The 22366-nt window shown below is 62.9% G+C and carries 19 protein-coding genes and 1 tRNA gene; 13 read left to right on the top strand and 7 right to left on the bottom strand.

Annotated elements, in window-relative coordinates:
* Nucleotides 1-105 precede the first annotated feature (105 nt).
* From M1D74_RS02755 to pabB, 3 genes are read left to right on the top strand one after another with little or no spacing between them, the layout of a single operon-like run.
* On the top strand, nt 106-732 hold the full coding sequence (locus tag M1D74_RS02755; RefSeq protein ID WP_309070190.1) for a cyclodeaminase/cyclohydrolase family protein: 627 nt from the start codon (nt 106-108) through the stop codon (nt 730-732).
* Nucleotides 729-1604: a bifunctional 5,10-methylenetetrahydrofolate dehydrogenase/5,10-methenyltetrahydrofolate cyclohydrolase gene (locus M1D74_RS02750; RefSeq protein WP_458116381.1), complete on the top strand. Its 876-nt coding sequence runs from the start codon at nt 729-731 to the stop codon at nt 1602-1604. Before M1D74_RS02755 ends, M1D74_RS02750 begins: the two co-directional genes overlap by 4 nt.
* Nucleotides 1601-3427, top strand: a complete 1827-nt coding sequence (gene pabB / locus M1D74_RS02745; protein ID WP_458116380.1) for an aminodeoxychorismate synthase component I — start codon at nt 1601-1603, stop codon at nt 3425-3427. The genes M1D74_RS02750 and pabB overlap by 4 nt, the downstream gene beginning before the upstream one ends.
* A gap of 26 nt (nt 3428-3453) precedes the next feature.
* Here pabB and M1D74_RS02740 read toward each other — a convergent pair whose 3' ends face one another.
* Nucleotides 3454-4149 (bottom strand): GntR family transcriptional regulator, encoded by a 696-nt coding sequence (locus M1D74_RS02740; RefSeq protein WP_309070187.1) that lies wholly within the window; start codon nt 4147-4149, stop codon nt 3454-3456.
* A 375-nt stretch (nt 4150-4524) separates the two neighbouring features.
* On the opposite strand from M1D74_RS02740, the gene M1D74_RS02735 reads away from it, so the two are divergent.
* Nucleotides 4525-6558 (top strand): BCCT family transporter, encoded by a 2034-nt coding sequence (locus tag M1D74_RS02735; protein ID WP_458116379.1) that lies wholly within the window; start codon nt 4525-4527, stop codon nt 6556-6558.
* A 137-nt stretch (nt 6559-6695) separates the two neighbouring features.
* Here M1D74_RS02735 and M1D74_RS02730 read toward each other — a convergent pair whose 3' ends face one another.
* Nucleotides 6696-7628, bottom strand: coding sequence for a LysR family transcriptional regulator (locus tag M1D74_RS02730; RefSeq protein WP_458116378.1), 933 nt, complete (start codon nt 7626-7628; stop codon nt 6696-6698).
* A gap of 162 nt (nt 7629-7790) precedes the next feature.
* On the opposite strand from M1D74_RS02730, the gene M1D74_RS02725 reads away from it, so the two are divergent.
* The 3 genes from M1D74_RS02725 (at nt 7791) to M1D74_RS02715 (ending at nt 10869) form a co-directional block, all read left to right on the top strand.
* Entirely contained in the window at nt 7791-9095 is a 1305-nt protein-coding gene (locus M1D74_RS02725) for an aromatic ring-hydroxylating oxygenase subunit alpha (RefSeq protein WP_309070184.1), read from the top strand.
* On the top strand, nt 9092-10507 hold the full coding sequence (locus M1D74_RS02720) for a ferredoxin reductase (RefSeq protein ID WP_458116377.1): 1416 nt from the start codon (nt 9092-9094) through the stop codon (nt 10505-10507). Before M1D74_RS02725 ends, M1D74_RS02720 begins: the two co-directional genes overlap by 4 nt.
* A gap of 173 nt (nt 10508-10680) precedes the next feature.
* Nucleotides 10681-10869 (top strand): DUF1918 domain-containing protein, encoded by a 189-nt coding sequence (locus M1D74_RS02715; protein ID WP_026544655.1) that lies wholly within the window; start codon nt 10681-10683, stop codon nt 10867-10869.
* A gap of 94 nt (nt 10870-10963) precedes the next feature.
* On the opposite strand, the gene sucD is transcribed toward M1D74_RS02715, so the two are convergent.
* From sucD to M1D74_RS02690, 5 genes are all read right to left on the bottom strand, one after another.
* Nucleotides 10964-11866, bottom strand: a complete 903-nt coding sequence (gene sucD, locus M1D74_RS02710) for a succinate--CoA ligase subunit alpha (protein ID WP_309070181.1) — start codon at nt 11864-11866, stop codon at nt 10964-10966.
* Nucleotides 11867-11897: 31 nt separating this feature from the next.
* Complete coding sequence (gene sucC / locus M1D74_RS02705; RefSeq protein WP_309070180.1) at nt 11898-13067, bottom strand: ADP-forming succinate--CoA ligase subunit beta; 1170 nt, start codon at nt 13065-13067, stop codon at nt 11898-11900.
* A gap of 149 nt (nt 13068-13216) precedes the next feature.
* Nucleotides 13217-13909, bottom strand: a complete 693-nt coding sequence (locus tag M1D74_RS02700; RefSeq protein WP_309070179.1) for a hypothetical protein — start codon at nt 13907-13909, stop codon at nt 13217-13219.
* Nucleotides 13910-13915: 6 nt separating this feature from the next.
* Entirely contained in the window at nt 13916-16360 is a 2445-nt protein-coding gene (gene pcrA / locus M1D74_RS02695) for a DNA helicase PcrA (protein ID WP_309070178.1), read from the bottom strand.
* 155 nt (nt 16361-16515) lie between these two features.
* Nucleotides 16516-18060, bottom strand: coding sequence for an alanine/glycine:cation symporter family protein (locus M1D74_RS02690; RefSeq protein WP_309070177.1), 1545 nt, complete (start codon nt 18058-18060; stop codon nt 16516-16518).
* A 160-nt stretch (nt 18061-18220) separates the two neighbouring features.
* On the opposite strand from M1D74_RS02690, the gene M1D74_RS02685 reads away from it, so the two are divergent.
* The 6 genes from M1D74_RS02685 to yczE all read left to right on the top strand — a co-directional run bounded on the left by M1D74_RS02685 (nt 18221) and on the right by yczE (nt 22361).
* Nucleotides 18221-18820: a hypothetical protein gene (locus M1D74_RS02685; protein WP_458116376.1), complete on the top strand. Its 600-nt coding sequence runs from the start codon at nt 18221-18223 to the stop codon at nt 18818-18820.
* Between the two features lie 53 nt (nt 18821-18873).
* A tRNA-Arg gene (locus tag M1D74_RS02680) sits at nt 18874-18947 on the top strand.
* Nucleotides 18948-19007: 60 nt separating this feature from the next.
* Nucleotides 19008-19814, top strand: a complete 807-nt coding sequence (locus M1D74_RS02675) for a hypothetical protein (protein ID WP_309070175.1) — start codon at nt 19008-19010, stop codon at nt 19812-19814.
* On the top strand, nt 19811-21286 hold the full coding sequence (locus tag M1D74_RS02670; RefSeq protein ID WP_458116375.1) for a WXG100 family type VII secretion target: 1476 nt from the start codon (nt 19811-19813) through the stop codon (nt 21284-21286). Before M1D74_RS02675 ends, M1D74_RS02670 begins: the two co-directional genes overlap by 4 nt.
* Nucleotides 21286-21669, top strand: coding sequence for a hypothetical protein (locus M1D74_RS02665; RefSeq protein ID WP_458116374.1), 384 nt, complete (start codon nt 21286-21288; stop codon nt 21667-21669). Before M1D74_RS02670 ends, M1D74_RS02665 begins: the two co-directional genes overlap by 1 nt.
* Before the next feature lie 50 nt (nt 21670-21719).
* Nucleotides 21720-22361, top strand: a complete 642-nt coding sequence (yczE, locus tag M1D74_RS02660; RefSeq protein ID WP_309070172.1) for a membrane protein YczE — start codon at nt 21720-21722, stop codon at nt 22359-22361.
* Nucleotides 22362-22366: the final 5 nt, after the last annotated feature.

Raw genomic sequence — 22366 nt, 5'->3', positions numbered from 1 at the left:
GCAGGCGGCCCGGCCCCATCCCCTGCAACCAGGGGCCGGGCCGCCGTTGTTCCCCGGCACCTTCAATCCAGCCGAGCCGACTCGAGCTTTAGCCCAGGAAGACACATGATCAGCTCAGAAACAATCGACGACTACCTCACCCGGCTTGCCTCACGCGAACCCACACCCGGGGGCGGGGCCGCCGCGGCCCTTCATGCCGCCCAGGCGGCGGCTCTGGTTGCAATGGTCGCCAGATACACCACCGGCGGAAAATACGAACAGCATGCCGAACTCGTGAACAGAATCATCAGTGCCGCTGATGAGCTGGTGGCGCAGGCGCTGCGCCTATCGGACGCGGATCAACAAGCGTTCCAGGGCGTCATCGATTCATACAGACTTCCTTCCGGGACGGACGAGCTCAAAGCGGCACGGACGGCGCGCATCCAGGAGGCTCTCATCTCGGCCGCTGAAGTCCCCGCGCAGCTCGTCGGGCTTGCCGGTGCCATCGTGGATCTCGGATCCGAGCTGTTTGAAGTGGCTAATGCCAGTGTTATCAGCGACATTGCCGCAGCCGCAGATGCGGCCCGCGCGGCCGCAACCACCGCACGCGTCAACATAGACATCAATGTGGTGGCAGTCAAAGATCCCGCTACCCGTTCTCAGTTGGCTGAGCAGACTGACGGGCTCGAGGAGAAAGTCATCCTGGCGGCCGACTCCCTCGTGGAGCGCGTACGCGGAAGGATCCTCAGTTGAGCGCCGCACTTCTCACCGGCAAAGCACTCGCGGGGCTGATCCGGCAGGAGGCTGAGGAACAAGCGAGGAAGCTTGAGGCTGACGGGGTGCGCCCCACGCTGGGGGTAGTGGTGGCCACCGACGACAGTTCCACGCACTGGTACGTGCGGTCCATCAAAAGGGCCGCGGAAAGTGCGGGAATCAACTGCCGGATCGTGGACCTCGGTCGTGATGCCACCGGGCCCGTTGTCGCCTCCGTATTGAGGGACCTCAGCGCAACAGCGTCGGTACACGGCATCATCCTCCAGACACCTCTGCCTGCCGGCGTCCGGACCGAGGAACTGGTTGGCCATATTGCCCCCGAGAAGGACATCGACGGAGCGAATCCCCTGAGCCTTGGGCGTCTGGCTGTGGGCCATCGTTCGTTCGCTCCCGCGACAGCGCGCGCAGTGGTGGAGCTTCTTGACCACTTCGACATCCCCGTCGCGGGACGGAACGTCGTCGTCGTCGGGCGTTCCGCGGTGGTTGGAAAGCCGCTGTCGCTGCTGTTGCTGCACCGCGATGCTGCGGTCACGGTCTGCCATTCCCGGTCGGGGCCGCTGGAGAAATACACAAGGTCGGCCGACGTCGTGGTTGTCGCGGCAGGCCGTGCCGGCCTGCTGACCGGCAGCCACATCTCCAACGATGCGGTAGTGATCGACGTCGGCACAAATGTGCTTGCCGACGGCTCTCTCGTGGGGGACGTCGATGATGCCAGCGTGCGCGATACTGCCGCGGCTCTGACCCCGGTTCCAGGTGGCGTCGGTTCAGTCACTACCTCCCTGCTTCTCCTGCACACCATCGAAGCCGCGCGGGAGCAGTCAACCGCTCTGGTCCGGGAAGCTGTCGGGTGATCCACAGCGGGCACAACTGTGATCCGGTTGAACCCGTCGTCGTCTCCGTCCACGGGGCGGATACGCCCGAAGGGCAGGCGTTTGTTACCGCCCTGAGGAAGGCGCTGGATTACTCCTACAGGGTGCGGACGCTTGAGAACCACACCGGGGTGCACGCGTTGGGTGAGTGCCCGGACATTGTCTTTGAGTCCCCGGCCCCCGTTGAAGGCCGGCGCCCGGCGCTGCAGATACTCCTCGGAACTGACAGAGCCGCACCGGTTGATGTTGGTGCAGATGCTGACATCACGGTCGTGGATCCTCTGCACCCGGATGCGCCGCTGCGAACCGCCGAAGCCATGGCCTCACTGCCCACCCTGGATGCGATCGGCGGTCTGGGGACGCCCCTACCCGCACCCGGCCTCCAGCATGTGGAGCTGCTGGACTACCCGGACCCGGAAGCTGTCTTCCAGGAGTTGTACGGGCAGTCCGGTCACCGGGTCTGGCTGGACAGCTCGAACCGTGCGGCGGCGGATGCGGTGGAAGGACGAAACCGGTTCAGCATCATGGCTGACGATTCCGGCCGGCACGGGATGCGGGCACACCATGAAAACGGCGTGACCACTGTGGAGTCGAATCTCATCGTCACCCGGGTGCGCGGCCCCTTCTTTGCCTGGCTGGACAGAATATGGGGCCGCACTAGGGCGGCCCGGACTCCCGAGCTTCCCCCCGGGCTGGGGTTCGCCCTTGGCTGGCTCGGGTATCTCGGTTATGAACTCAAACGCGAATGTGGCGGCAACACCGTGCAGTCATCGCTGCCGGATGCTTCCCTGATTCGGTGCAGCCGTGCTGTGGTTTTTGACCATCGGACACGACGCATATACCTGCTGACGGAAAGCGGGCGGGAAGGCCAGCGGTGGTGTGAAGATGCTGCCCGGCGTATCCGACGCCTGCCTCACGTCCCGGCGCCCCTCACTAGCGGCTTGCCTACCGTGCAGTTCAGCGCGGCTGATTCCGGCGAGTCATACCTTCAGAAGATCGCTGCATCCCAGGATGAGATCAGGCAGGGGAACTCCTACGAGGTCTGCCTTACGACGCAGTTATCCAGCGACACCCACGGAAGTCTCGATCCATGGGAGTTCTACCGGAAGCTCCGCCGGGCCAGCCCTGCCCCGTTCGCAAGCTACATACAGCTGGGACCGGTCACCATCGCAAGCTCCTCACCGGAGCGGTTCCTCAGCATCACCGCAGACGGTCGGGTGCGTGCCGAACCCATCAAGGGAACACGACGGCGTGACCCGTCACCGACGGTCGACAGGCATCTGAAGCATGACCTGATGACTTCCGTCAAAGACCGGGCCGAGAACATCATGATTGTCGACCTGATGCGAAACGACCTGTCCCGCCATGCCCTACCGGGAACAGTATCCGTCACACGGCTTTGCGAACTGGAGACGTATGCGACAGTGCACCAATTGGTCAGCACCGTCGAGGCCACCATCGCGCCCGGACGCTCAAGGGCGGCTGTTGTGGCAGCCGCGTATCCGCCGGGATCCATGACAGGTGCTCCCAAGATCAGCAGCATGGATATTCTCGACAGACTTGAGTCCGAACCGCGCGGCCCGTATTCGGGTGTGGTCGGCTATTTCTCACCCAACGGCGCAGCAGATTTATCCGTCACGATCCGCAGTGCCGTGTTTCATAAGTCCGCCGCCGGCGTTCAGCGGCTTTCTGTGGGAATCGGTGGAGCGATCACAGCCGACTCCCATCCCGAGGAGGAACTTGCAGAAATCCATACGAAAGCCAGGGCCATCCTCGGCGTTCTCAGGACCGGCTTCCCCAGCTGAGCTGACGCTGTTTCCTTCCTCGGGCGTTACAGGACAGCCCTGATCAGCTCCTCGAAATCGCTGACGTGCTGGGTTGTCAGTCGGACTGCGGATTCGGAATCCCCTTCGGCGATACATTCGAGCAGTTTGATGTGTTGAGCGATATGCTCGGACACCGGCGGAAGCTTCTCCAACACCAGGCTCCAGATTCTCGTCGCAAGGTTGTCGTACCGGATGAGGACGTCCTCGAGGTGGCGGCTTCCCGTGGCCCTGTAGATCATCCGGTGCACCCGCATATCCAGCCGCATCAACTCCTTCTGGGACTGCATTTCCGGCAGACGGCGCGCCACCTCCTGCGCGAATTCCTTCAATTCCTGCCTGAGCTGCGGCGACGCCATCCGCGCCGCCCGCGATGCTGCTGCAGGCTCCAGCAGCTGGCGGATTTCGGATATCTCGGCGAGATCAGTGATATCCACGCCCGCTGCAAATGTGCCCCGGCGCGGATAAGCGACCACAAGGTGGTCGCTCTCAAGCCGTTTCATCGCCTCGCGGATCGGCGTCCGCCCTACACCCAGGCGCCTTGAGATGACCTCATCGTTGAGAGGTTCTCCCGGTTTGATGTCGAGCACGATCAATTCGTCGCAGAGAATCCGGTAGGCGTAGTCGGCGAACGATTCATTGTCATGCCTCGTCTGCACGTAGGAATCTTCTCCCCCCACTGCTAATTCGCCAACGTTTGCCATCCTCGAAGTCTCCTCCCGCACTACGGTGAACCTTGACGCAAGGCCCTTTGCGTACATGGTATGCCCATGACTGATATATCTGGACGGCGCGTGGCGATCACTTCAGGCGCCGCGGGGACTCCACTGTCCGCGGCCGGACGAAACGCTCGGACACATGGCTGCCATTAAGGAAAAGTCTGGACATGGCCCCAGTCCTGCCATATCATTTGCTGATATATCTATAAGATATCAAACCGTTTCGTGTTCCGGCACGAGACGTCGACGGCAGCACGATGATCACAGAATCGGACGAGGCCACCAACCTACCGCCCGGTCCGTCTCCCGAGGGTCTGCTTTCACCGCAGGCCCATGCCTCACCGAGCAAAGGACCCGCTCATGGCTTTTGATAGTGACCTGAAACCCCATACGCCCGAGGACATGCCTGCTAACAACGGGGTAGCAGCAGGGCCTCCGCGCAACGAAGGACCTGACAGTGGGGAGGCGAACAAAACAGTCATAACTGTCTCCGACGAAGCAGACAGTAATCCCGTCGCCCTTGACCCGGAGGAAGGAGGCACTGCGCCTTCGACGGACGACGAGTACCAGGAAATTCTCGAAGAGCTACGTCACGCCAAGACCGAGCGAGCCGTTGCGGATCGTCGGAACCATAAGCTCATTCTCGACAAGATCACGTTCGGGATCACAGGCGTCATTGCCATTGCCTTCGTTATCTGGGGCTTTGCGGGACGCGACAGTCTGGCCGATACATCCACAGGGGCCCTCAACTGGGTCATGGAGTACACAGGATGGCTGTTCATGCTCCTGGCATCGCTCTTCGTAATCTTCGTCCTGTGGTTGGCCCTGGGCAAGTTCGGCAATATCCCGCTCGGCAAAGATGGTGAAAAACCCGAATTCCGTACGGTCTCATGGGTCGCGATGATGTTTGCCGCCGGCATGGGCATCGGGCTGATGTTTTACGGAGTAGCCGAACCGCTTTACCATTACATCTCTCCGCCGCCCGGCACCGTGGACGGACGGACCCCCGAGGCCGTCCAGACCGCTATGGCCACCTCGATCTTCCACTGGACGCTCCACCCCTGGGCCATGTATGCAGTTGTCGGCATCGCTATGGCCTACGGCACGTACCGTTTGGGTCGCAGGCAACTCATCTCCGTCGCCTTCACGTCGATCTTCGGCATCAGGACGGTCGAAGGTCCAATCGGGAAATTCATCAACATCCTGGCTATTTTCGCCACCTTGTTCGGCACCGCTGCATCGTTGGGTCTGGGCGCTCTGCAGATTGGCAGCGGCATGACATCCAACGGTTGGCTGGGCGAGATTGGCACCCCCGTGCTCGTGGTGATTGTCACCATCCTTACCTTGTGCTTCGTGGCTTCGGCCGTCTCTGGCATCAGTCGCGGCATCCAGTGGCTTTCGAACATCAATATGGTCCTCGCCGTCGTCCTCGCACTGATCGTCTTCATCGCCGGACCGACCCTTTTCATCCTCAACCTCATCCCATCAGCGGTCGGCGACTACGCCCGCGACCTGGCCGAGATGTCTTCCCGGACTGAAGCGGTCGGTGACGAGTCCCTGCGTACCTGGATGACCAGCTGGACAATCTTTTACTGGGCCTGGTGGATCTCCTGGACGCCGTTCGTAGGACTTTTCATCGCCCGCATCAGCCGCGGCCGCACCATTCGCCAATTTGTTACCGGTGTGCTCTTGGTTCCCAGCGTCGTCAGCGTCATCTGGTTTGCCACCTTCGGCGGCGCCGCCTTCCACGTCCAGCAGGAAGCCGACGAGGCGAATGCCCCCGGCCTAGTCACCATGGTCGACGCGGCACCGACCGTCAATTTCGACGGAGCACTCTTCGACCTGGTCAAGAACCTGAGCATGCCTGACTGGGCTACCACTGCCGTTATTGTGCTGGCCATGGTCCTGGTCGCTATCTTCTTCATCACGGGCGCCGACGCTGCCTCAATCGTGATGGGATCGCTCAGCTCCAACGGCGCCGAGCAACCCCGCCGCGGAGTGGTCATCTTCTGGGGCTGCCTCACCGGCGCAGTGGCGGCGGTCATGTTGCTGGCCGGCGGCGATGAACCTTCGGAAGCCTTGAGTGGCCTGCAACGAATCACCATCGTGGCAGCCCTACCGTTCGTCATTGTCATGATGTTGCTCTGCTTCGCCCTCACCAAGGACCTGCGTCGCGATCCCCTGTCCTTGCGGCGTCGTCTGGCCACATCCGTAGTAGAGCGGGCCATACGTACCGGCGTGGAACAACACGGTGGCGTGCAGTTCGACCTCGTGACAAAGCACGACTGCGCCGAGAAGTGCCCGGATCCAGACTGCCTGGGAGCGAATCCGACAGGGAGCATTCCGACAGTCGAGCCCCGCATCCGTAGCCAGGCGGTTAATGACCGCGAATAGCGAGCCGTGGTAGCAGCTCACTTCGGCGGCACGCGGCTCTCCGGCCCGTGCCGCCGAGGCATGTCTGTACGGAAAAAACACCTACGAAGAAGATTGCTGCGCTTGTCCTAGCCACGCGGGCTTGTGTGCATCAAGCCTCAGAGATCGTCCTCGGGCCGGGCGGTGACGATCCGATTGGCGTTGACCTGGAGGATGCCGAGCGACTCCTGAATCAGGGGCGAGGTGATGCTGCCCTTGCGCACTGCAGCGACAATGCGGCGGGCGGGGCTGCCCTTTCCGGTAATACGCAATCGAACGACGTTTTCGGCACTGTGCAGGGGTGCCAGCCGCGGCAGGAGCCCCACGCCGAGCCCGGCACCAACGAAGGCAATCTGCGTTTCCCATTCAACCGCCTCGTGGGCGATGCGCGGCGTCACACCAACTGCCGTGAACGCCGCGGTGAAGAGGGAATGGTAGGTGGAACCGGCAGCCTCCGTGATCCAGGGTTCCGACGCCAGCTCTTCGAGCGTCACCATTTCCCGCGACGCTAACCGATGGTCAGAGGGCACGATCACATCCAGGGGATCGTCAAGCAGTGCGGTCTGCTCGAAGCGCGGATCGTCCTCCACATGGGTGTCGGACTGCATTGCGACGATAACCGCGAGGTCGATTCGCTCCGCAACCAACAGGTCGAAGCAGCGGGACGGATTGGCCTCAAGCACCTGCACCTCCAATAAGGGGCGTGTTGAGCGCAGCGTAGCGGCCAGCGGTGCGAGTAACCGCGCGGCCGCCGTGGAGAATCCGCCGAGACCCAGGTGGGATTGGACCTGGTCACCGGCTTCCAGGGCCGCGGCGCGCAGGCTCTCCCATGCCGCAACGAGACTGTCGGAGCCGGCCACGAGATGACGGCCAGTGGCGGTCAGCCGCACACCCCGTCCGTCCTTCGTCAGTAGCTGCATTCCAAGAGCGCGCTGGAGCTCTCTCAATTGGGCGGAGACGGCGGAGGGAGAGTAACCAGTGAGCTCTGCGGTCGCGCCAACGGTGCCGCATCGGGCGAACACCCGAAGGGTGATGAGTCGCGAATCAATCATGCACTAATTGTGCACCGTTACCTGCCAAAGTCTGCGCTTTTATCGCAGGGGGATCGTGTCTAATCTCATACCTATAACGATTCTGCAAACGCCCCGGTTGTGCTAAACGGCCCATGGTTTCCACGAATCCCCCACTTGCCCGCCCCTCCCGGGAGGAAATACATGTCTGCTCCAGTGAACGTGCCCCTGAATTCACGCGGAAAACTTGCCTCATCACTGCCTGCCGAGCAGTTGGCGGAAATCTCCGAGTTGTTCGCCTTCAGGCGCCAGGGGTACTCACTCGATGCCCCCTTCTACACCGATCCCACGATTTTCAGCATCGACATGCAGGCCATCTTTGGCCAGCACTGGATTTTTGCCGCCAGCATCGCTGAACTGCCGGAACCGGGCGACTACGTCACCGTCGACTACGGCCCGTATTCCCTGATCGTTCTGCACAATGACGACGGCGGGGTGAACGTCCTGCACAACGTGTGCCGCCACCGCGGCGCCCGCGTCCTGACCGAGCCCGCGGGGACCACAGGCAACCTGGTGTGCGGCTACCATTCCTGGACCTACTCGCCCGACGGCAATCTGATTCACGCCTCGGCACCCGGGGAGACGAAGTTCGACAAGGGCTGTTTCGGTCTCAAGCGTGCCCACAGCCGCATGGTAGCCGGATTGATCTTTGTCTGCATTGCGGACGAACCGCCGGCAGATTTTGACGAGACGTCCAAGATCTTCGAGCCTTACCTCGCGCCCCACGATCTGTCGAAGACGAAAATCGCCTATCAGCAGAACATCATCGAAGAGGGCAACTGGAAGCTCGTCATGGAGAACAACCGTGAGTGCTACCACTGCGACGGCCACCCGGAGCTAGCCTGCTCCCTCTTCCCCACCTGGGGCCTGACAGAAGGCCTCATCCCGGCCCATCTCGAGGAAGTGTGGGACCGCAACAAGGAAGCGCAGTCCTCGCTCGAAGAGCGTTGCCGCCGCTATGGCCTCCCCTACGAGGTCGTCGAGGAACTTGACACGCGCGTAGCGGGAATCCGCATCTCACGGGAATCGCTCGACGGTGAAGGCGAATCGTTCTCCCCTGATGGGCGCAGGCTCTCCAAAAAGTTGCTCGGTGACTTGCGGGACTTCCGCCTTGGCCGGTGCTCGATGCACCTGCAGCCCAACAGCTGGTTCCATTTCCAGGGCGACCACGTCATTACGTTCGGCGTCTTCCCCGTCAACGAACACCAGACACTGGTGCGCACCACCTGGCTGGTGGCCGACGACGCCGAGGAAGGCGTCGACTACGATCTCGAGAAACTCACATACACCTGGAAGCAGACGAACCTCCAGGACAAGGCGTTCGTGGAGCTGTGCCAGAGGGGCGCCGGCAGCCCCGCCTATGAGCCCGGCCCGTACATGAAGAGCGAATACCAGGTGGAGGCGTTCATTAACTGGTACGTGCAGCGGGTGCAGGAGCACTTGGCATGATTGAAATCCTCACGCAGGCGGCAATCCAGGAGCCACAGCGCATTCGCGGTCTTGAGATGCCGTGGAACAGGGTGCTGGGCAGCACCGAGGGACCTGCCCGTGCCGCCCACGCGTTGGGCCCCTGGCATCCGCAGGAGTTCATGGCGGAGTGTGTCGAGATCGTTCCCGAGGTGGGTGGCATGAGGACCTTCGTGTTCCGCCGCTGCGATGGTGCCCCGCTGGCGTTCCGTGCGGGACAGTACGTGAACGTTGCCTTTCCCGTGAACGGCGAGGACCAGGATCCGGTGGACCGCAGCTACTCCCTGTCCAGCTCGCCCACGCGGCCGTGGACGTTCGACATCACGGTCAAACGTGATCCCGCTGGACAGGTCTCACCGTGGGTGCACGAGAACGTCAAGCCCGGCATGGTCCTTGAGATGCTTGGACCGGTCGGGGCATTCCACCTGCCCGACGCCGACCGCCGGGCACGGTTTCTCCTGCTGGCCGCCGGTGCAGGCATCACCCCCATCATGTCGATGGTGCGGACCATCCACTCGCTGCCCGGGCAGGCCGATGTTGTGGTGCTCTACCACGGAGCCGCGGCCGGAGGCTTTGCCTTCCACCTGGAGTTGGCCTACATCGCCTCCGTCGACTCGCGGATCAAGGTTTTCTACTCCCTGGGCGACCGCAGCATGCCCGAGGGGTGGGAAGGGCTCACCGGAAGGCTGACGGCGGCCATGCTTGAGGAGGTTGCTCCCGACGCCAACGGTCGCCAGGTTTATGCCTGCGGCCCCGAAGGTTACCTGAACACCGCCACCGAACTCCTCAAGAAGGTGGGCGTGGATGACACCTCCATTCACATGGAATTCTTCTCCGGGGACCGCCAGACGATTCTTGAGTACCAGGCGGAGCTCGCGTTCGCAGTCGACATTGCGGAGGAAATCGCCGAGGAGATCGCCGATTCCGCCGAGGACTACTATGAGAGCCAGCCCGCCGCCTTCGGACTCTACGAGCCCGGCTATGACGCTGATGGACCCCTGGAGGCCACGGGGCTGCCGCTGGAAACCATTGGCCCGGATGCAGCCGGCCCGGAAGCCACAACCGGCGCTTCCGACGTGGCGCCGGAACCCGGGTCCCCCGACACCTCGAGCTTCGACACGGTCGGAGCGGGAAGCCTCACTCTGTCGTTCATTCGCACCGGCGTCAATGTACGCGTTGACCCCGACCAACACATCCTTGAGGTGGCCCAGCGGGCGGGGGTAAGGATCGGTGCGAACTGCAAGGAAGGCATGTGCGGCTCCTGCAAGGTCGTCAAGCTCTCCGGAGAGATAGAGATGAACCACCAGGGCGGGATCCGGGCGCGGGAAATCGATGCAGGCAAGTTCCTGCCCTGTTGCTCCACCGCGCGGACCGATATGGTGATCGATGCATAGCGGTTTCCACCGCTCCGGTTGCGAAAATCGTTGAAAACCATCCGCGCCAGTCATCCCACTCTTGGAAGAATCTCCCCTGCCCCTGGGGCCGGACTCCCTTGTACCAGGGGCAGACAGCACCACCGGGTGAGGCGGATACTAAGGGTGTCGGCACGCTTGGAGGAGGGTGGCGTATGAAAGCATCAGTCGGCGACCGCATCCTTGTTCACGGAGCTCACGTGGATGACGCGGAACGCGAGGGTGAAGTGCTGGAGACCCGCGGCGAGGGCGGCGCACCGCCGTACCTGGTCCGCTGGTCCAACGGCTCGGAGGGCCTGGTGTTTCCCGGTCCCGGAGCGGAAATCCGCACCACCGGTTCATGACCGGCAGCGGCAACAAACCCAACAACGACGGCGGCCGTTACCTTTCGCTAAAAAGGTAACGGCCGCCGTCGTACTGGTTTGCTAGGGGTGAACCCTAGAGCGCTGCGTAAACTTCACGCAGCAGGCGGGCTGTCTCGGACGGGGTCTTCCCCACCTTGACGCCGGCGGCCTCGAGGGCCTCCTTCTTCGCCTGTGCGGTGCCGGCGGAACCGGACACGATGGCGCCTGCGTGGCCCATGGTCTTGCCCTCGGGCGCGGTGAAGCCTGCAACGTAGCCGACAACCGGCTTGGTCACGTTGGCCTTGATGAACTCGGCCGCGCGCTCCTCAGCGTCGCCGCCGATCTCGCCGATCATGACGATCGCCTTGGTCTCGGGGTCGGCTTCAAACGCCTCGAGCGCGTCGATGTGGGTGGTGCCGATGACCGGGTCGCCGCCGATGCCGATGGCGGTGGAGAAGCCGAGATCCCGCAGCTCGTACATCATCTGGTAGGTCAGCGTGCCGGACTTCGAGACGAGGCCTACACCTCCCTTGCCCGTGATGTTGGCCGGGGTAATGCCGACCAGCGATTCCTCGGGGGTGATGATGCCGGGGCAGTTCGGCCCGATGAGGCGGGTGATCTGCTTGCCGTTCTCATCCACGCGGGATTTTGCCAGCGCCCAGAACTCTGCGGAGTCCTGCACGGGCACGCCCTCGGTGATGATGACGACGAGGCCGATTCCGGCGTCGATGGCTTCAACGACGGCGTCTTTGGTGAACGCCGGCGGGACGAAAACGATGGAAACGTCAGCACCGGTTTCGGCGATGGCTTCCTTCACCGTGCCGAAAACAGGCAGGGTCACGTCACCGTGGGTGACAGTGGTACCGGCCTTGCGTGCGTTCACGCCGCCGACGACCTGGGTTCCGGCCTTGAGCATCAACGCAGTGTGCTTGGTTCCCTCGCCGCCGGTGATGCCCTGGACGATCACCTTGGAGTCTTTGTTCAAGAAGATAGACATATGTGTTCCTTAGTCCTGGAGTCGCGACCGGTCAGCGAGCGGCGTAAGCCAGCTCGGCAGCCTTGTCGGCGCCTTCGTCCATGGTGTCGGCGAGGGTGACCATCGGGTGGTTGGCCTCGGCGAGGATGCGGCGGCCCTCTTCGACGTTGTTGCCGTCCAGGCGCACCACGAGGGGCTTGTTTTCCTTGTCGCCAAGGATCTCCAGCGCCTTCACGATGCCGTTGGCTACCGCGTCACAGGCGGTGATGCCACCGAAGACGTTCACGAAGACGCTCTTGACCTGCTCGTCGTTGAGGATGACGTCCAGGCCTGCGGCCATGACCTCGGCAGAGGCTCCACCACCGATGTCGAGGAAGTTCGCGGGCTTCACGTTGCCGTGCTTCTCGCCTGCGTAGGCAACGACGTCGAGCGTGGACATGACGAGCCCAGCGCCGTTGCCGATGATGCCGACCTGACCGTCAAGCTTGACGTAGTTGAGGTCGTTTTCCTTGGCCTTGGCCTCCAGCGGATCCGTGGAGTCCTTGTCCTCGAGCTCGGCGTGGCCCTTCTGGCGGAAGTCAGCGTTCTCATCGAGGGTGACCTTGCCGTCCAGCGCGAGGATTTCACCGGCACCGGTCTTCACCAGCGGGTTCACCTCGACCAGGGTGGCGTCTTCCTTGGTGAAGACGTCCCACAGCTTCAGGATGGTGTTGGCTACGCCCTCACGGAGCTCCGGCGCGAATCCGGCGGCTTCGATGATCTCGTCGGCCTTCGCGCGATCGATACCGACGGCGGGATCGACGGCGATACGTGCCAGCGCTTCGGGACGCTCAACTGCGAGCTGCTCGATTTCCATGCCGCCCTCTACGGAGCACATGGCCAGGTAGTTGCGGTTCGCCCGGTCCAGCAGCACGGAGAAGTAGTACTCCTCAGCGATGTCTGCGCCCTGGGCGATCATCACCTTGTGGACTGTGTGGCCCTTGATATCCATGCCGAGGATTGCGGACGCGTGCTCGAAAGCTTCGTCCGGCGTCTTGGCTACTTTGACGCCGCCGGCCTTACCGCGGCCGCCAACCTTGACCTGCGCCTTGACGACGACAACGCCGCCAATCTTCTCGGCTGCTGCTTTTGCTTCTTCCGGGGTGTGCGCCACGATGCCGGCAAGCACGGGGACGCCGTGAGCCTCGAATAGATCGCGCGCCTGATATTCAAACAGGTCCACTTATCTAGTGTCCTTCTACGTCGAAGTAGGTTTACACAGGGAACTCTAGCCCCTTGGCTCGGAACGCCTTTCCCAGACTACCGGTTTCGTGAGTAAGCACACAGTTCTATGAGTTGTAGAAAAGTAACCTCGTCGGTTACCGTCACGGCCTACTGTGCAGGGAGCGCTTCGAACGCATCGACCGAGGCCACGAAGCCCAGTCCGGTCTCCGATTCGGCGCATACGAGGCCGCGGTCAGTGCCTCCACACCGGAAGCCATTCAATTCGACGGCTGTACCGTCCTCAAGGAGCGGCAGCCGCGAAAGCTGGCTGTCCCCGCCGTCCGCGCCGGGACCGAGTTCAGCTTCCATCAGGGTCATTCCCACCCGGCAGCCGCCGTAGGAGACCCGCTCAGCTGTAAGCAGGATCGTGCCGCCCTTGAACCCCAGGTTGGTGCCGTGACAGTTGTCCGTGACTTTTGCGGGTTCGGGATAACGCGTGAGTTCGCAGTACACGGCCGGCACTTCTAGCACCGTGTCATCACGCTCTCCGCCTGACAGCCGCGGGTCCACCGGGGAGTTGATGATACCGCCCTGCTCGGTGGTGATCGCGCAGTAGGTGGTGCGGTCTTCGGTCAGGAATGCGACGACGTCCTCGCCGAAGTTCTGCAGCTCAGACACGGGCAGTTCCGGCATGGCCGCCAGTTCCTCCCGCGGTGCGAGTTCCGATTCCGGGGTTGGCGCCGGGCTGGCTACCGGCACTTCTACACAGCCGGCCAGCGCCGCCATGATGAACAGCGCACAACCGACGACGACGGCCCGCATCCGCGCGCGCTTCAGCACTCCCCCAGTGGCTGGCTGCATTCCCCGTTACCCGACCTTGGTCAATGGAGCGTAACGGAGCAGGAGCCGCTTCTCTCCAACGTCGAAGCGGACCTTTGCCACCATTTTGTCGCCGCCGCCCTCGACAGCCAGGACAGTGCCGTTGCCGAAGGTGGAGTGGTTGACCTTGTCTCCCGCCGAAACAGCAACCACCTCTTTCTGGGGCTGCACCCTGCCGGCCGCCTTGCCTGGAAGTCCACGCCCGGACTCGTTGCCGCCCGCTGCTCCCGCACCCCAGTAGGAGCCGCTGAACCGCGGACCACTGATGCTCTGTCCACTGGTCCATGCCGGTTTCGCGGCGCCCTCGCGCTTCCAGTGGATGAGCTCTTCAGGAACTTCTCCCACGAACTGGCTCGCCGGGTTGTACTGGCTCTGCCCCCACAGGCTCCGCACCTCCGAACGCGTGATGTACAGCCGCTTGCGTGCTCGAGTGAGACCGACGTAGGCCAAACGCCGTTCTTCCGCGAGCTCCTTCGGGTCGGTGGCGGACCGCTGATGCGGGAAGATGCCCTGTTCCATGCCGGTCAAAAAGACCACCGGAAACTCGAGGCCCTTGGCTGTGTGCAGCGTCATCAGGGTGACGACGCCCTGCCTGCGTGCTTCCTCGACGGCCTTTTCCACGTCCTCGCCGGCACCGGCGGGCGCGTCCGGGATCTGGTCAGCGTCAGCGACGAGTGAGACCTGTTCGAGGAAGTCCCCCAGAGTTCCCTCCGGGTTGTCGATCTCATACTCGCGCACCACCGCGACGAGCTCCGCGAGGTTTTCCACCCGGGACTCGTCCTGCGGATCACTACTGGTGCGCAACTGTGCGAGGTAACCCGTCTGCTCAAGGACAGCTTCCAGGGCAGCGGAAGCACCTGAACCGGCCGCGACCTCTGCCAGGTCGTCAATGAGCTTTACGAACGACGCCACTGCGTTCACCGACCGGGTGGCCATACCGGGCGCCTCATCGGCCCGCCGGAGCGCGTCCATGAAGCTGACGCGGTCACGTTCGGCGAGCGCCGCGATAGCGTACTCCGCCCTGTCACCGATTCCGCGCTTGGGTTCGTTGAGGATACGGCGGAGGTTGACGACGTCGTCCTGGTTGACCAGGACGCGCAGGTAGGCGAGCGCGTCCTTGATCTCCTTGCGCTCGTAGAAGCGGGTTCCGCCGACCACCTTGTACGGCAGCCCGACCCGCATCAGGATTTCCTCGATCGAGCGGGACTGGGCATTGGTCCGGTAGAACACTGCGACGTCCCCGGGCCGCAGGTTTTCCTCATCCTGCAGGCGGTCGATCTCGTCAGCGATGAAGCGCGCTTCCTCGTGCTCGTTTTCGCCGACGTAGCCGATGATTTTCTCGCCGTTGCCCTCGGCAGTCCACAGCCGTTTCTCGGGCCGGTTCGGGTTGCGCGAAATCACGGCGTTGGCAGCGTTGAGGATGTTCTGGGTGGAGCGGTAGTTCTGCTCCAGCAAAATGGTGTGCGCGTTCGGGTAGTCCTCCTCGAACTCCACGATGTTCCGCACGTCGGCGCCGCGGAACGCGTAGATGGACTGGTCGGAGTCACCCACGACGGTCAGCTCGGCGGGTTCCTCCACGTTCTCACCTGCGACACCTACGATCTCCCGCACCAGGGCGTACTGCGCATGGTTGGTGTCCTGGTACTCATCCACGAGGACGTGGCGGAACCGGCGCCGGTAGTAGTCCGCGACACCGGGGAAGGCGCGGAACATGAAGACGGTCTGTGCGATCAGGTCATCGAAGTCCATTGCGTTGGCCTGACGGAGCCGTTGCGCATACCCCTTGTAGACTTCCGCGACCGCCTGCTCAAAGGGGTCGGAGAAGTTGGCGGTCGAGGCGTACTCTTCCTCGTCGATGAGCTCATTCTTCAGCGCGGAGATCTTGTGCTGGATAGCCTTGGGCGCAAACCGCTTCGGATCGAGGTCGAGGCCCTTGGCCACGAGCGTGATCAGGCGGAGGGTGTCCGCTGAGTCGTAGATCGAGAAGTTGGAGTTCAGGCCGATGGACGTTGCCTCACGGCGAAGGATACGCACGCAGGAGGAGTGAAACGTGGAGATCCACATGCGCTTTGCGACATCACCCACCAACCCCTCAATGCGCTCCCGCATCTCTGCAGCAGCCTTGTTGGTGAACGTGATGGCCAGGATCTGGCCGGCGTGCGACCGGCCGGTAGCCATGAGGTAGGCGATGCGATGGCTGAGCACGCGGGTTTTGCCAGAGCCCGCTCCGGCCACGATCAGCAGCGGAGAGCCGCTGTGCCTGACTGCTTCCTCCTGCTGCGGGTTCAACCCGGCAAGGAGTTCCTGTGCGCGCACTTCATCGACGAAGCCGCCACGACGGGGGTGCTCGGCCACATCCGATGAGGACGAGGGCGCAGAGCCGCGTCGGGCTGCGGAGGGTGTACTGAGGTGCGGATCGAAAAGCAAGTCCATGGTGCCTTTAAGTCTAGGCGCTGGCACGGACAGAACCGGTCCGCCGTCGTCGTGCGGGGTTATGCCTGCAGCGGGCAGGAGCGGATAAGGGGCTCGGACACGGCACTGCCCGCCGGATCGAAGGATCCGGCGGGCAGTGTGCGAACGGGTCGGAACTACTTTCTGGCGGTTTCCCGATCCTCCGGCTCCGTCCCCAGTTCGAGGAGCTTGCCGCTTTTGCGGTCGGCGAGGTAAGCCTTCATTTCCCGCTTGATCACCGGCAGGAGCATGTAGACACCGAGCAGGTTCACGAACGCGCAGATGAAGAGTGCGGAGTCCGCGAACGTCAGGACCTGCCCGAAGGTGAGGACCGTTCCTGTCACCGTGAAGAACAGGAAGATCACCTTGTAGAGGACCTCCGACATCTTGCCGCGTCCGAACAGGTACTCCCAGGCCTTGAGCCCGTAGTAGGACCAGGTGATCAGCGTAGAGAAGGCGAACAGCGCCACAGCAACGGCGAGGACGATGGGGAACCAGTCGATCACGGTAGCGAAGGCATCCGAGGTCAGGATGACGCCGTCGGGGGCTCCTTCGCCTGCCTGGACCTGATCGATGCCTGCCTGCAGACTTGGCGCGCCGGCAATGACGATCGTCAGGGCGGTCATGGTGCAGATGATCACCGTATCGACCAGGGGCTCGAACATCGCCACGAAGCCCTCGCTGACGGGCCGACGGGTCTTCACCGCGGAATGCGCGATCGGCGCCGAACCGAGGCCCGCTTCGTTCGAGAAAGCTGCGCGTTGGAAGCCAACGATCATGACACCTACAACGCCGCCCGCCATTCCTGCCGGCGCGAAGGCGCCTTCGATGATTTGACCGAACGCAGTTGGAACCTGGTCGAGATTCACAATGATGACAAACAGGCATGCAGTGACGTAGATGATGCCCATGGCCGGCACCAGCTTGCTGGTGGTGGCACCGATGGACTTGATTCCACCGAGGATGACGGCGCCAACCAGTGCGGCCAGGATGATGCCGAAGATCAATGCGGCGCCCGGGCTTCCGAGGAATCCGTCCGTACCGCCGGTGACTTCCTGCACCTGGGCGAACGTCTGGTTCGCCTGGAACATGTTGCCGCCCGCAATGCCGAAGATAAGGATGGCAACCGCGAAGATTCCGGTGAGGATTTTCGCCGGCCACTTGCCGAATTTCGCGAACGCCACCGGAAGGTATTTGAAGGGGCCGCCGGAGACGGTGCCGTCCTCGTGCACCTCCCGGTACTTCACACCCAGGGTGCACTCTGCGAACTTGGTGCACATACCCAAGAGACCCGCCAGGATCATCCAGAAGGTTGCACCGGGCCCGCCCAGCGCCATTGCTGCGCCGACACCGGCGATGTTTCCAAGCCCGACTGTGCCCGACAAGGCCGAAGTGAGAGCCTGGAAGTGGGGGACTTCCCCGGGATCGTCCTTGGCGGAGTAGCGCCCACGAATCACCTCGTAGGAGACCTTCAATCCCCGAAACTGGATGAAACCGAAGTAGATGGTAAAGATGACGGCCGCAGCGATGAGCCACGCGACCACGACGGGGAAACTGACTTCTCCAATGGTGATCGGGAAGAACACGACTGCGGAGAACCACGTAGCGACAGGTTCGAAAACGGCGTCAATGGCGTCCTCGATGGCTGCAAGCCATCCCACCTGATCTGCGACGGAAGACATGGGGAGTGTTTGGTTTATGACCATCCGTTAAACAAACACCGCTTTGGGTTGTGATTGCAATCACAGGCCGGGGCTCGCGGTCATCGTAATCAAAACGAGACCAAAAACGCACTAGATTTTCCGGAGCTGTTGCTGCAAGGTAACCGTCTAGCATGGAGCCATGGGCAAAACCAAGGCACAGATCGCTCGCAAGCACGGCCGGGCAGCCGCCGGGCTACCGGGCTCCCCCATCGCTGACCGTCCCGCCCCTCCCCGCCATAACGGCAATCTCATCCTCATCCCTGCGGTGGCGGCGGCACTGTTCCTGTTCTGGTACTTCCACTTGCTCACGTTGCCCCAGATGACCCAGCTGTCGGGCGGCCTGAGTATGCCGGACATGCTCCTCGGCGGTTACGACGTGCCGTACATCGAGCAGCTCAGGTCCGCCATGGACACCGCAGCGCTGGGCCAGTTGAGCTACGTTCACAAAACCGCCGGCACGCTCTTCCCGCTACTCTTCGGATTGGCCTGGCTTCTGCTGGTTCAGCTCAACGTTTCACGGCGATGGCTCCGCTGGGCACTGTGGAGCCCGGTTCTCCTCTTTGTCGTGGTTGATCTGTGGGAGAACGTCGCAATCGATTCGGCCCTGGCTGCGCCCGACGCCGGTTCGGTCGCCCTCGCGTCCACGCTGACAGTCACTCGGTGGGTGCTTTTTGCAGCAAGCTGCGCAGCCGGCCTGCTCGCTGTGCTGCTCCGCCACCGGGTGCGGTCACGCACCTGAGAAGACTGTAAGCTGGTACCGCTCACAGCACCGTTCGGCACTGTGCAGTACCCGCCTCTGTAGCTCAGTAGGATAGAGCGTCCCTCTCCTAAAGGGAAGGCCGTCGGTTCGATTCCGGCCAGGGGCACAATCCACATGGGTACACCTCCCCATGGCACCGTCCCTCGCACTGCATTAGCTTGTCAGCATGGGGAAAATCTCGGCAGTACCTGCGCCCTCGCGCGCAATCAGAGTCTCACCGACCGCCTGGGCGCTCGCCCTCGACGCCGTCGATCCGGTACAGGTTACCGCTCATGGGTCCACCCACCAGTCGGCTGGTTCACAGGCGAAAAAGTCGATCAAGAACCTCGACGCAGAAACACGCGAAGATGCCTGGAAAGAGCTGCAGGGCCTGGGCGTAGCGGAAGGCAAGGTCCTCTCCAGGGTGTGGGCCGACGCACTGCAAGCGGTGCTTCGGCCGGTCACGCTTCTGCGGTTGTCCGCCGCCTATCTGGGCATCGCCTGCAACAGCGATTTCTCCATCTCGGGCGCCCAGGGTGTGGCGGTGCTGCGTAGGAGCACCATCGGTCCAGGCAACGACGGCGGCCTTCGCGCACTCGCGCACGAGCCCGCACTTGAGGTTGCGCTCTTCGACGTTGCCCAGATCTGGGGAGCGATTGCGCCGGTTCTCCCGCCTCTTGCCGAGTTGCGGGCGGACGCGGTTCAGGTCCGAGGCACCTCAGATGACGCCCCCCGGATACCACTGAGCCCGGCCGAAGCCGCCAACATCCCGGAAGAAGCTATTCTCAGCGCGGCCATGACTACGCGCGCGGGGAGCAGACGGCAGGTGTGGGCGGCCCGGTGGTCGGTCAGCGAGGGTACGCTCTACTCCACGCGGACGCCCCATGGCGCCGTCATACTCACCCCGCAGCATCCCGGTCACGTGGCTCGCGAGATCACGTACGCCCTGGCCGGCGCTTACGAGTTCGCCGCTGGAGTGTCGGCGAGCGCATGAGCCGAACGATCGGCATGGATCCGTCCCAGGTCCGGCAGCTGGCTCGCTTCCTGGAGAATGCTGCGGGAGATCTTGAACTCCTTGGAGTGCAGGTATCCGGGAGAATCTCGTCGATCCCATGGCAAGGTTCGGATGCTGACTCGTTCCGCTCCGGTTGGTCGGCCCGGCATCGTCCGACGCTGACCCGGATTGCGGACTCACTGCGCCAGGCCGCTCTTGTTGCAGCTGAAAATGCCGATGCCCAGGATCAGACCAGTGACGCGGCGTCAGCCGGCTCCGTGGCCGCGGCTGCGGAGGGCTCGGCGCCCGGCAGCGCTGATACCCGACCCGAGAATACCGCCGGCGGCTGGCTGGCCGACGGCTGGGACTGGGTTACCGATGGAGCCGGTTGGGTTGCTGAGACGTCTGACGATACCGTGGACTGGTTCCAGGACCGCGCGGAGTTGGGCTTCGGGAACATCCAGCGGTCCTTCATGGATTACGGCGAGCAATCGGCGCACCTGGTGTCTTTGCTCGATCAATGGGTGGGTGGTAGCCCACCGACGCTGATGGAACTCGCTGCCACCGGCATGCTGATCCGCGGGGAATGGACGGAAGCGAAACTGACCGTCCTGACGCTGGGCCAGTGGGACCTGCCCCTTCTCGACGATGGCAGCGCGTGGGCTGGGGAAGCGATCCCCGTAGGTGTGTCAACGAGCGGCACAGGCCTGTCCGCTTCCGGGCATGCTGAAGGGGTGCTGCCCTCCGACCTGCGAGCGATAGCGATGAATACCGGGCAGGCGTACTCGGATCGCCAGGTGGAATCGAGCGTCGACGGATCGGTCAGGATCACGCGCATCGACGGACCGTCCGGCCCGTCCTACATCGTGAACATACCGGGCACCCAGGAGTGGAGTCCGGCGACTTCCGGCACCGCGGCAGATCTGACAGGCAACCTGGTCACAGCTTCCGGACAGATGTCGACGGCGTCAGACGCAGTCGCCTTGGCCATGGAGCGGGCAGGCATAGAACCCGGTGCGCCGGTCATGTTGGCGGGTCACTCCCAGGGCGGGATGACGGCAGCCGCCCTGGCCGCTGACCCTGCTTTCAGTGCACAGTTCAACGTCACGAATGTTATGGCCTATGGCTCTCCCATAGACGGCACGGCCATACCCGCGGAAATCCGTGTCATTGCTTTTCACCACGAAGATGATGTTGTCCCGATGCTGGATCTGGGTGGGGCACGCATCGATGGTACTACCGCGGGCCAATCATCCAGTGTCCAGATAACACTCCCAAATCCCCCGAACACCGGATGGTGGGACGTCGCGGGCCGACACGACTTCAACGCCTACGAAGCTTCCATATCGGACGCTGAAAACGATCCCGGGAGTGCGGCAGCGCAGTACGCTCGGGACCGGTCTACCGAACGGTTTCTGACGAACGATCCCCCGCGCGTAGAGTCCTTCGTGATCCCGATCGAGAGGCGCTAGTGAAGAGATTCACCCGCAGTGGTGCGGCGGTGCTGCTGTGTCTGATGCTGTCCGGATGCGGCCCGTCCAATCCCGAAGAGAAGTACCGGGAGGCCATCGCGACGGTCGACGGCGTGCAGGATGTAATCGTGGATTGGAACGAGAACGGTACGGGCAGCAGTACCCGTATTACGATCTCGGCCGACAGCAATGATCAGGCCGAGCTCGACCGGATACTTGACGAGAGCTTGCGTGCCTTCGCTGACAGTACAGAGCCCGGGGAGTACACCACTTTGAGCTATCAGGTTCTTTCCCAGGACCAGTCCGTCACTCTCACGCCCGACGATCTGGGCGCCAACATGCGAGGCCTGGACGAGATCCGCGAGCACTACGGCCTGGAGTAGCTCCGCGCAGCCGTTTGCTTCAGCGCGCCCTCGGGCCGTTCACTTGTTGCATGTCCCTTCTCTTCGTGCGCCGCATCGCGCAACTGATTGTGGGTGTCTTCTTCTACGGCATCTCTATTGCGATGATGGTTCGCGCCGGCATTGGTGTCTCTCCCTGGGACGTACTGGGGCAGGGAGTTTCGGTACAGAGCGGCATCCCGTTCGGCATCACGACGGCTCTCATCGGGCTCGCTGTACTGCTGCTCTGGATACCGATCCGTCAGAAGCCGGGCGTGGGAACGGTCATCAACGCCGTGTTTGTGGGTGCCAGCGCTGAGATCGGCCTTGCCTTCATACCGGAGCAGACCGTCCTGTGGCTGCAGATCCTGCTCTTCTCCGGCGGTTTGGTGCTGCTTGCGGTAGCGACGGGCCTGTACATCGGCGCACGCATGGGGCCCGGTCCGCGTGACGGACTGATGACCGGGATCCACCAGAAGTGGGGCTGGCCCATCTGGGCTGTTCGTACCTCCATCGAGGTGACGGTGCTGGTGACCGGCTGGATCCTTGGCGGAACCGTTGGAGTCGGCACAGTGGCTTTTGCGCTGCTCATCGGTCCTATGGTTAACGTGACCCTGCCCCTCCTGCGCGTTCCCGAGAAGCCGAGGGACGTACGGCTCGAAGGAGACGCTCCGACGACCTGCACGGCAGGCTGACCGCC

Source organism: Arthrobacter sp. D2-10 (assembly GCF_054161285.1).
The sequence above is the reverse complement of the archived record's forward strand: the minus strand, read 5'-3'. Positions and strand labels throughout refer to the sequence as shown.

What these genes read in the sequence shown, in the direction of transcription:
- yczE (WP_309070172.1), top strand. Translation starts at nt 21,720, where the DNA reads ATGTCCCTTCTCTTCGTGCGCCGCATCGCGCAACTGATTGTGGGTGTC.
- M1D74_RS02700 (WP_309070179.1), bottom strand. Translation starts at nt 13,909, where the DNA reads ATGCAGCCAGCCACTGGGGGAGTGCTGAAGCGCGCGCGGATGCGGGCC.
- M1D74_RS02725 (WP_309070184.1), top strand. Translation starts at nt 7,791, where the DNA reads ATGTCTGCTCCAGTGAACGTGCCCCTGAATTCACGCGGAAAACTTGCC.
- M1D74_RS02690 (WP_309070177.1), bottom strand. Translation starts at nt 18,060, where the DNA reads ATGTCTTCCGTCGCAGATCAGGTGGGATGGCTTGCAGCCATCGAGGAC.
- M1D74_RS02730 (WP_458116378.1), bottom strand. Translation starts at nt 7,628, where the DNA reads ATGATTGATTCGCGACTCATCACCCTTCGGGTGTTCGCCCGATGCGGC.
- pcrA (WP_309070178.1), bottom strand. Translation starts at nt 16,360, where the DNA reads ATGGACTTGCTTTTCGATCCGCACCTCAGTACACCCTCCGCAGCCCGA.
- M1D74_RS02755 (WP_309070190.1), top strand. Translation starts at nt 106, where the DNA reads ATGATCAGCTCAGAAACAATCGACGACTACCTCACCCGGCTTGCCTCA.
- M1D74_RS02720 (WP_458116377.1), top strand. Translation starts at nt 9,092, where the DNA reads ATGATTGAAATCCTCACGCAGGCGGCAATCCAGGAGCCACAGCGCATT.
- M1D74_RS02675 (WP_309070175.1), top strand. Translation starts at nt 19,008, where the DNA reads ATGGGGAAAATCTCGGCAGTACCTGCGCCCTCGCGCGCAATCAGAGTC.
- M1D74_RS02740 (WP_309070187.1), bottom strand. Translation starts at nt 4,149, where the DNA reads ATGGCAAACGTTGGCGAATTAGCAGTGGGGGGAGAAGATTCCTACGTG.
- M1D74_RS02715 (WP_026544655.1), top strand. Translation starts at nt 10,681, where the DNA reads ATGAAAGCATCAGTCGGCGACCGCATCCTTGTTCACGGAGCTCACGTG.
- M1D74_RS02735 (WP_458116379.1), top strand. Translation starts at nt 4,525, where the DNA reads ATGGCTTTTGATAGTGACCTGAAACCCCATACGCCCGAGGACATGCCT.
- M1D74_RS02670 (WP_458116375.1), top strand. Translation starts at nt 19,811, where the DNA reads ATGAGCCGAACGATCGGCATGGATCCGTCCCAGGTCCGGCAGCTGGCT.
- sucD (WP_309070181.1), bottom strand. Translation starts at nt 11,866, where the DNA reads ATGTCTATCTTCTTGAACAAAGACTCCAAGGTGATCGTCCAGGGCATC.
- M1D74_RS02685 (WP_458116376.1), top strand. Translation starts at nt 18,221, where the DNA reads ATGGGCAAAACCAAGGCACAGATCGCTCGCAAGCACGGCCGGGCAGCC.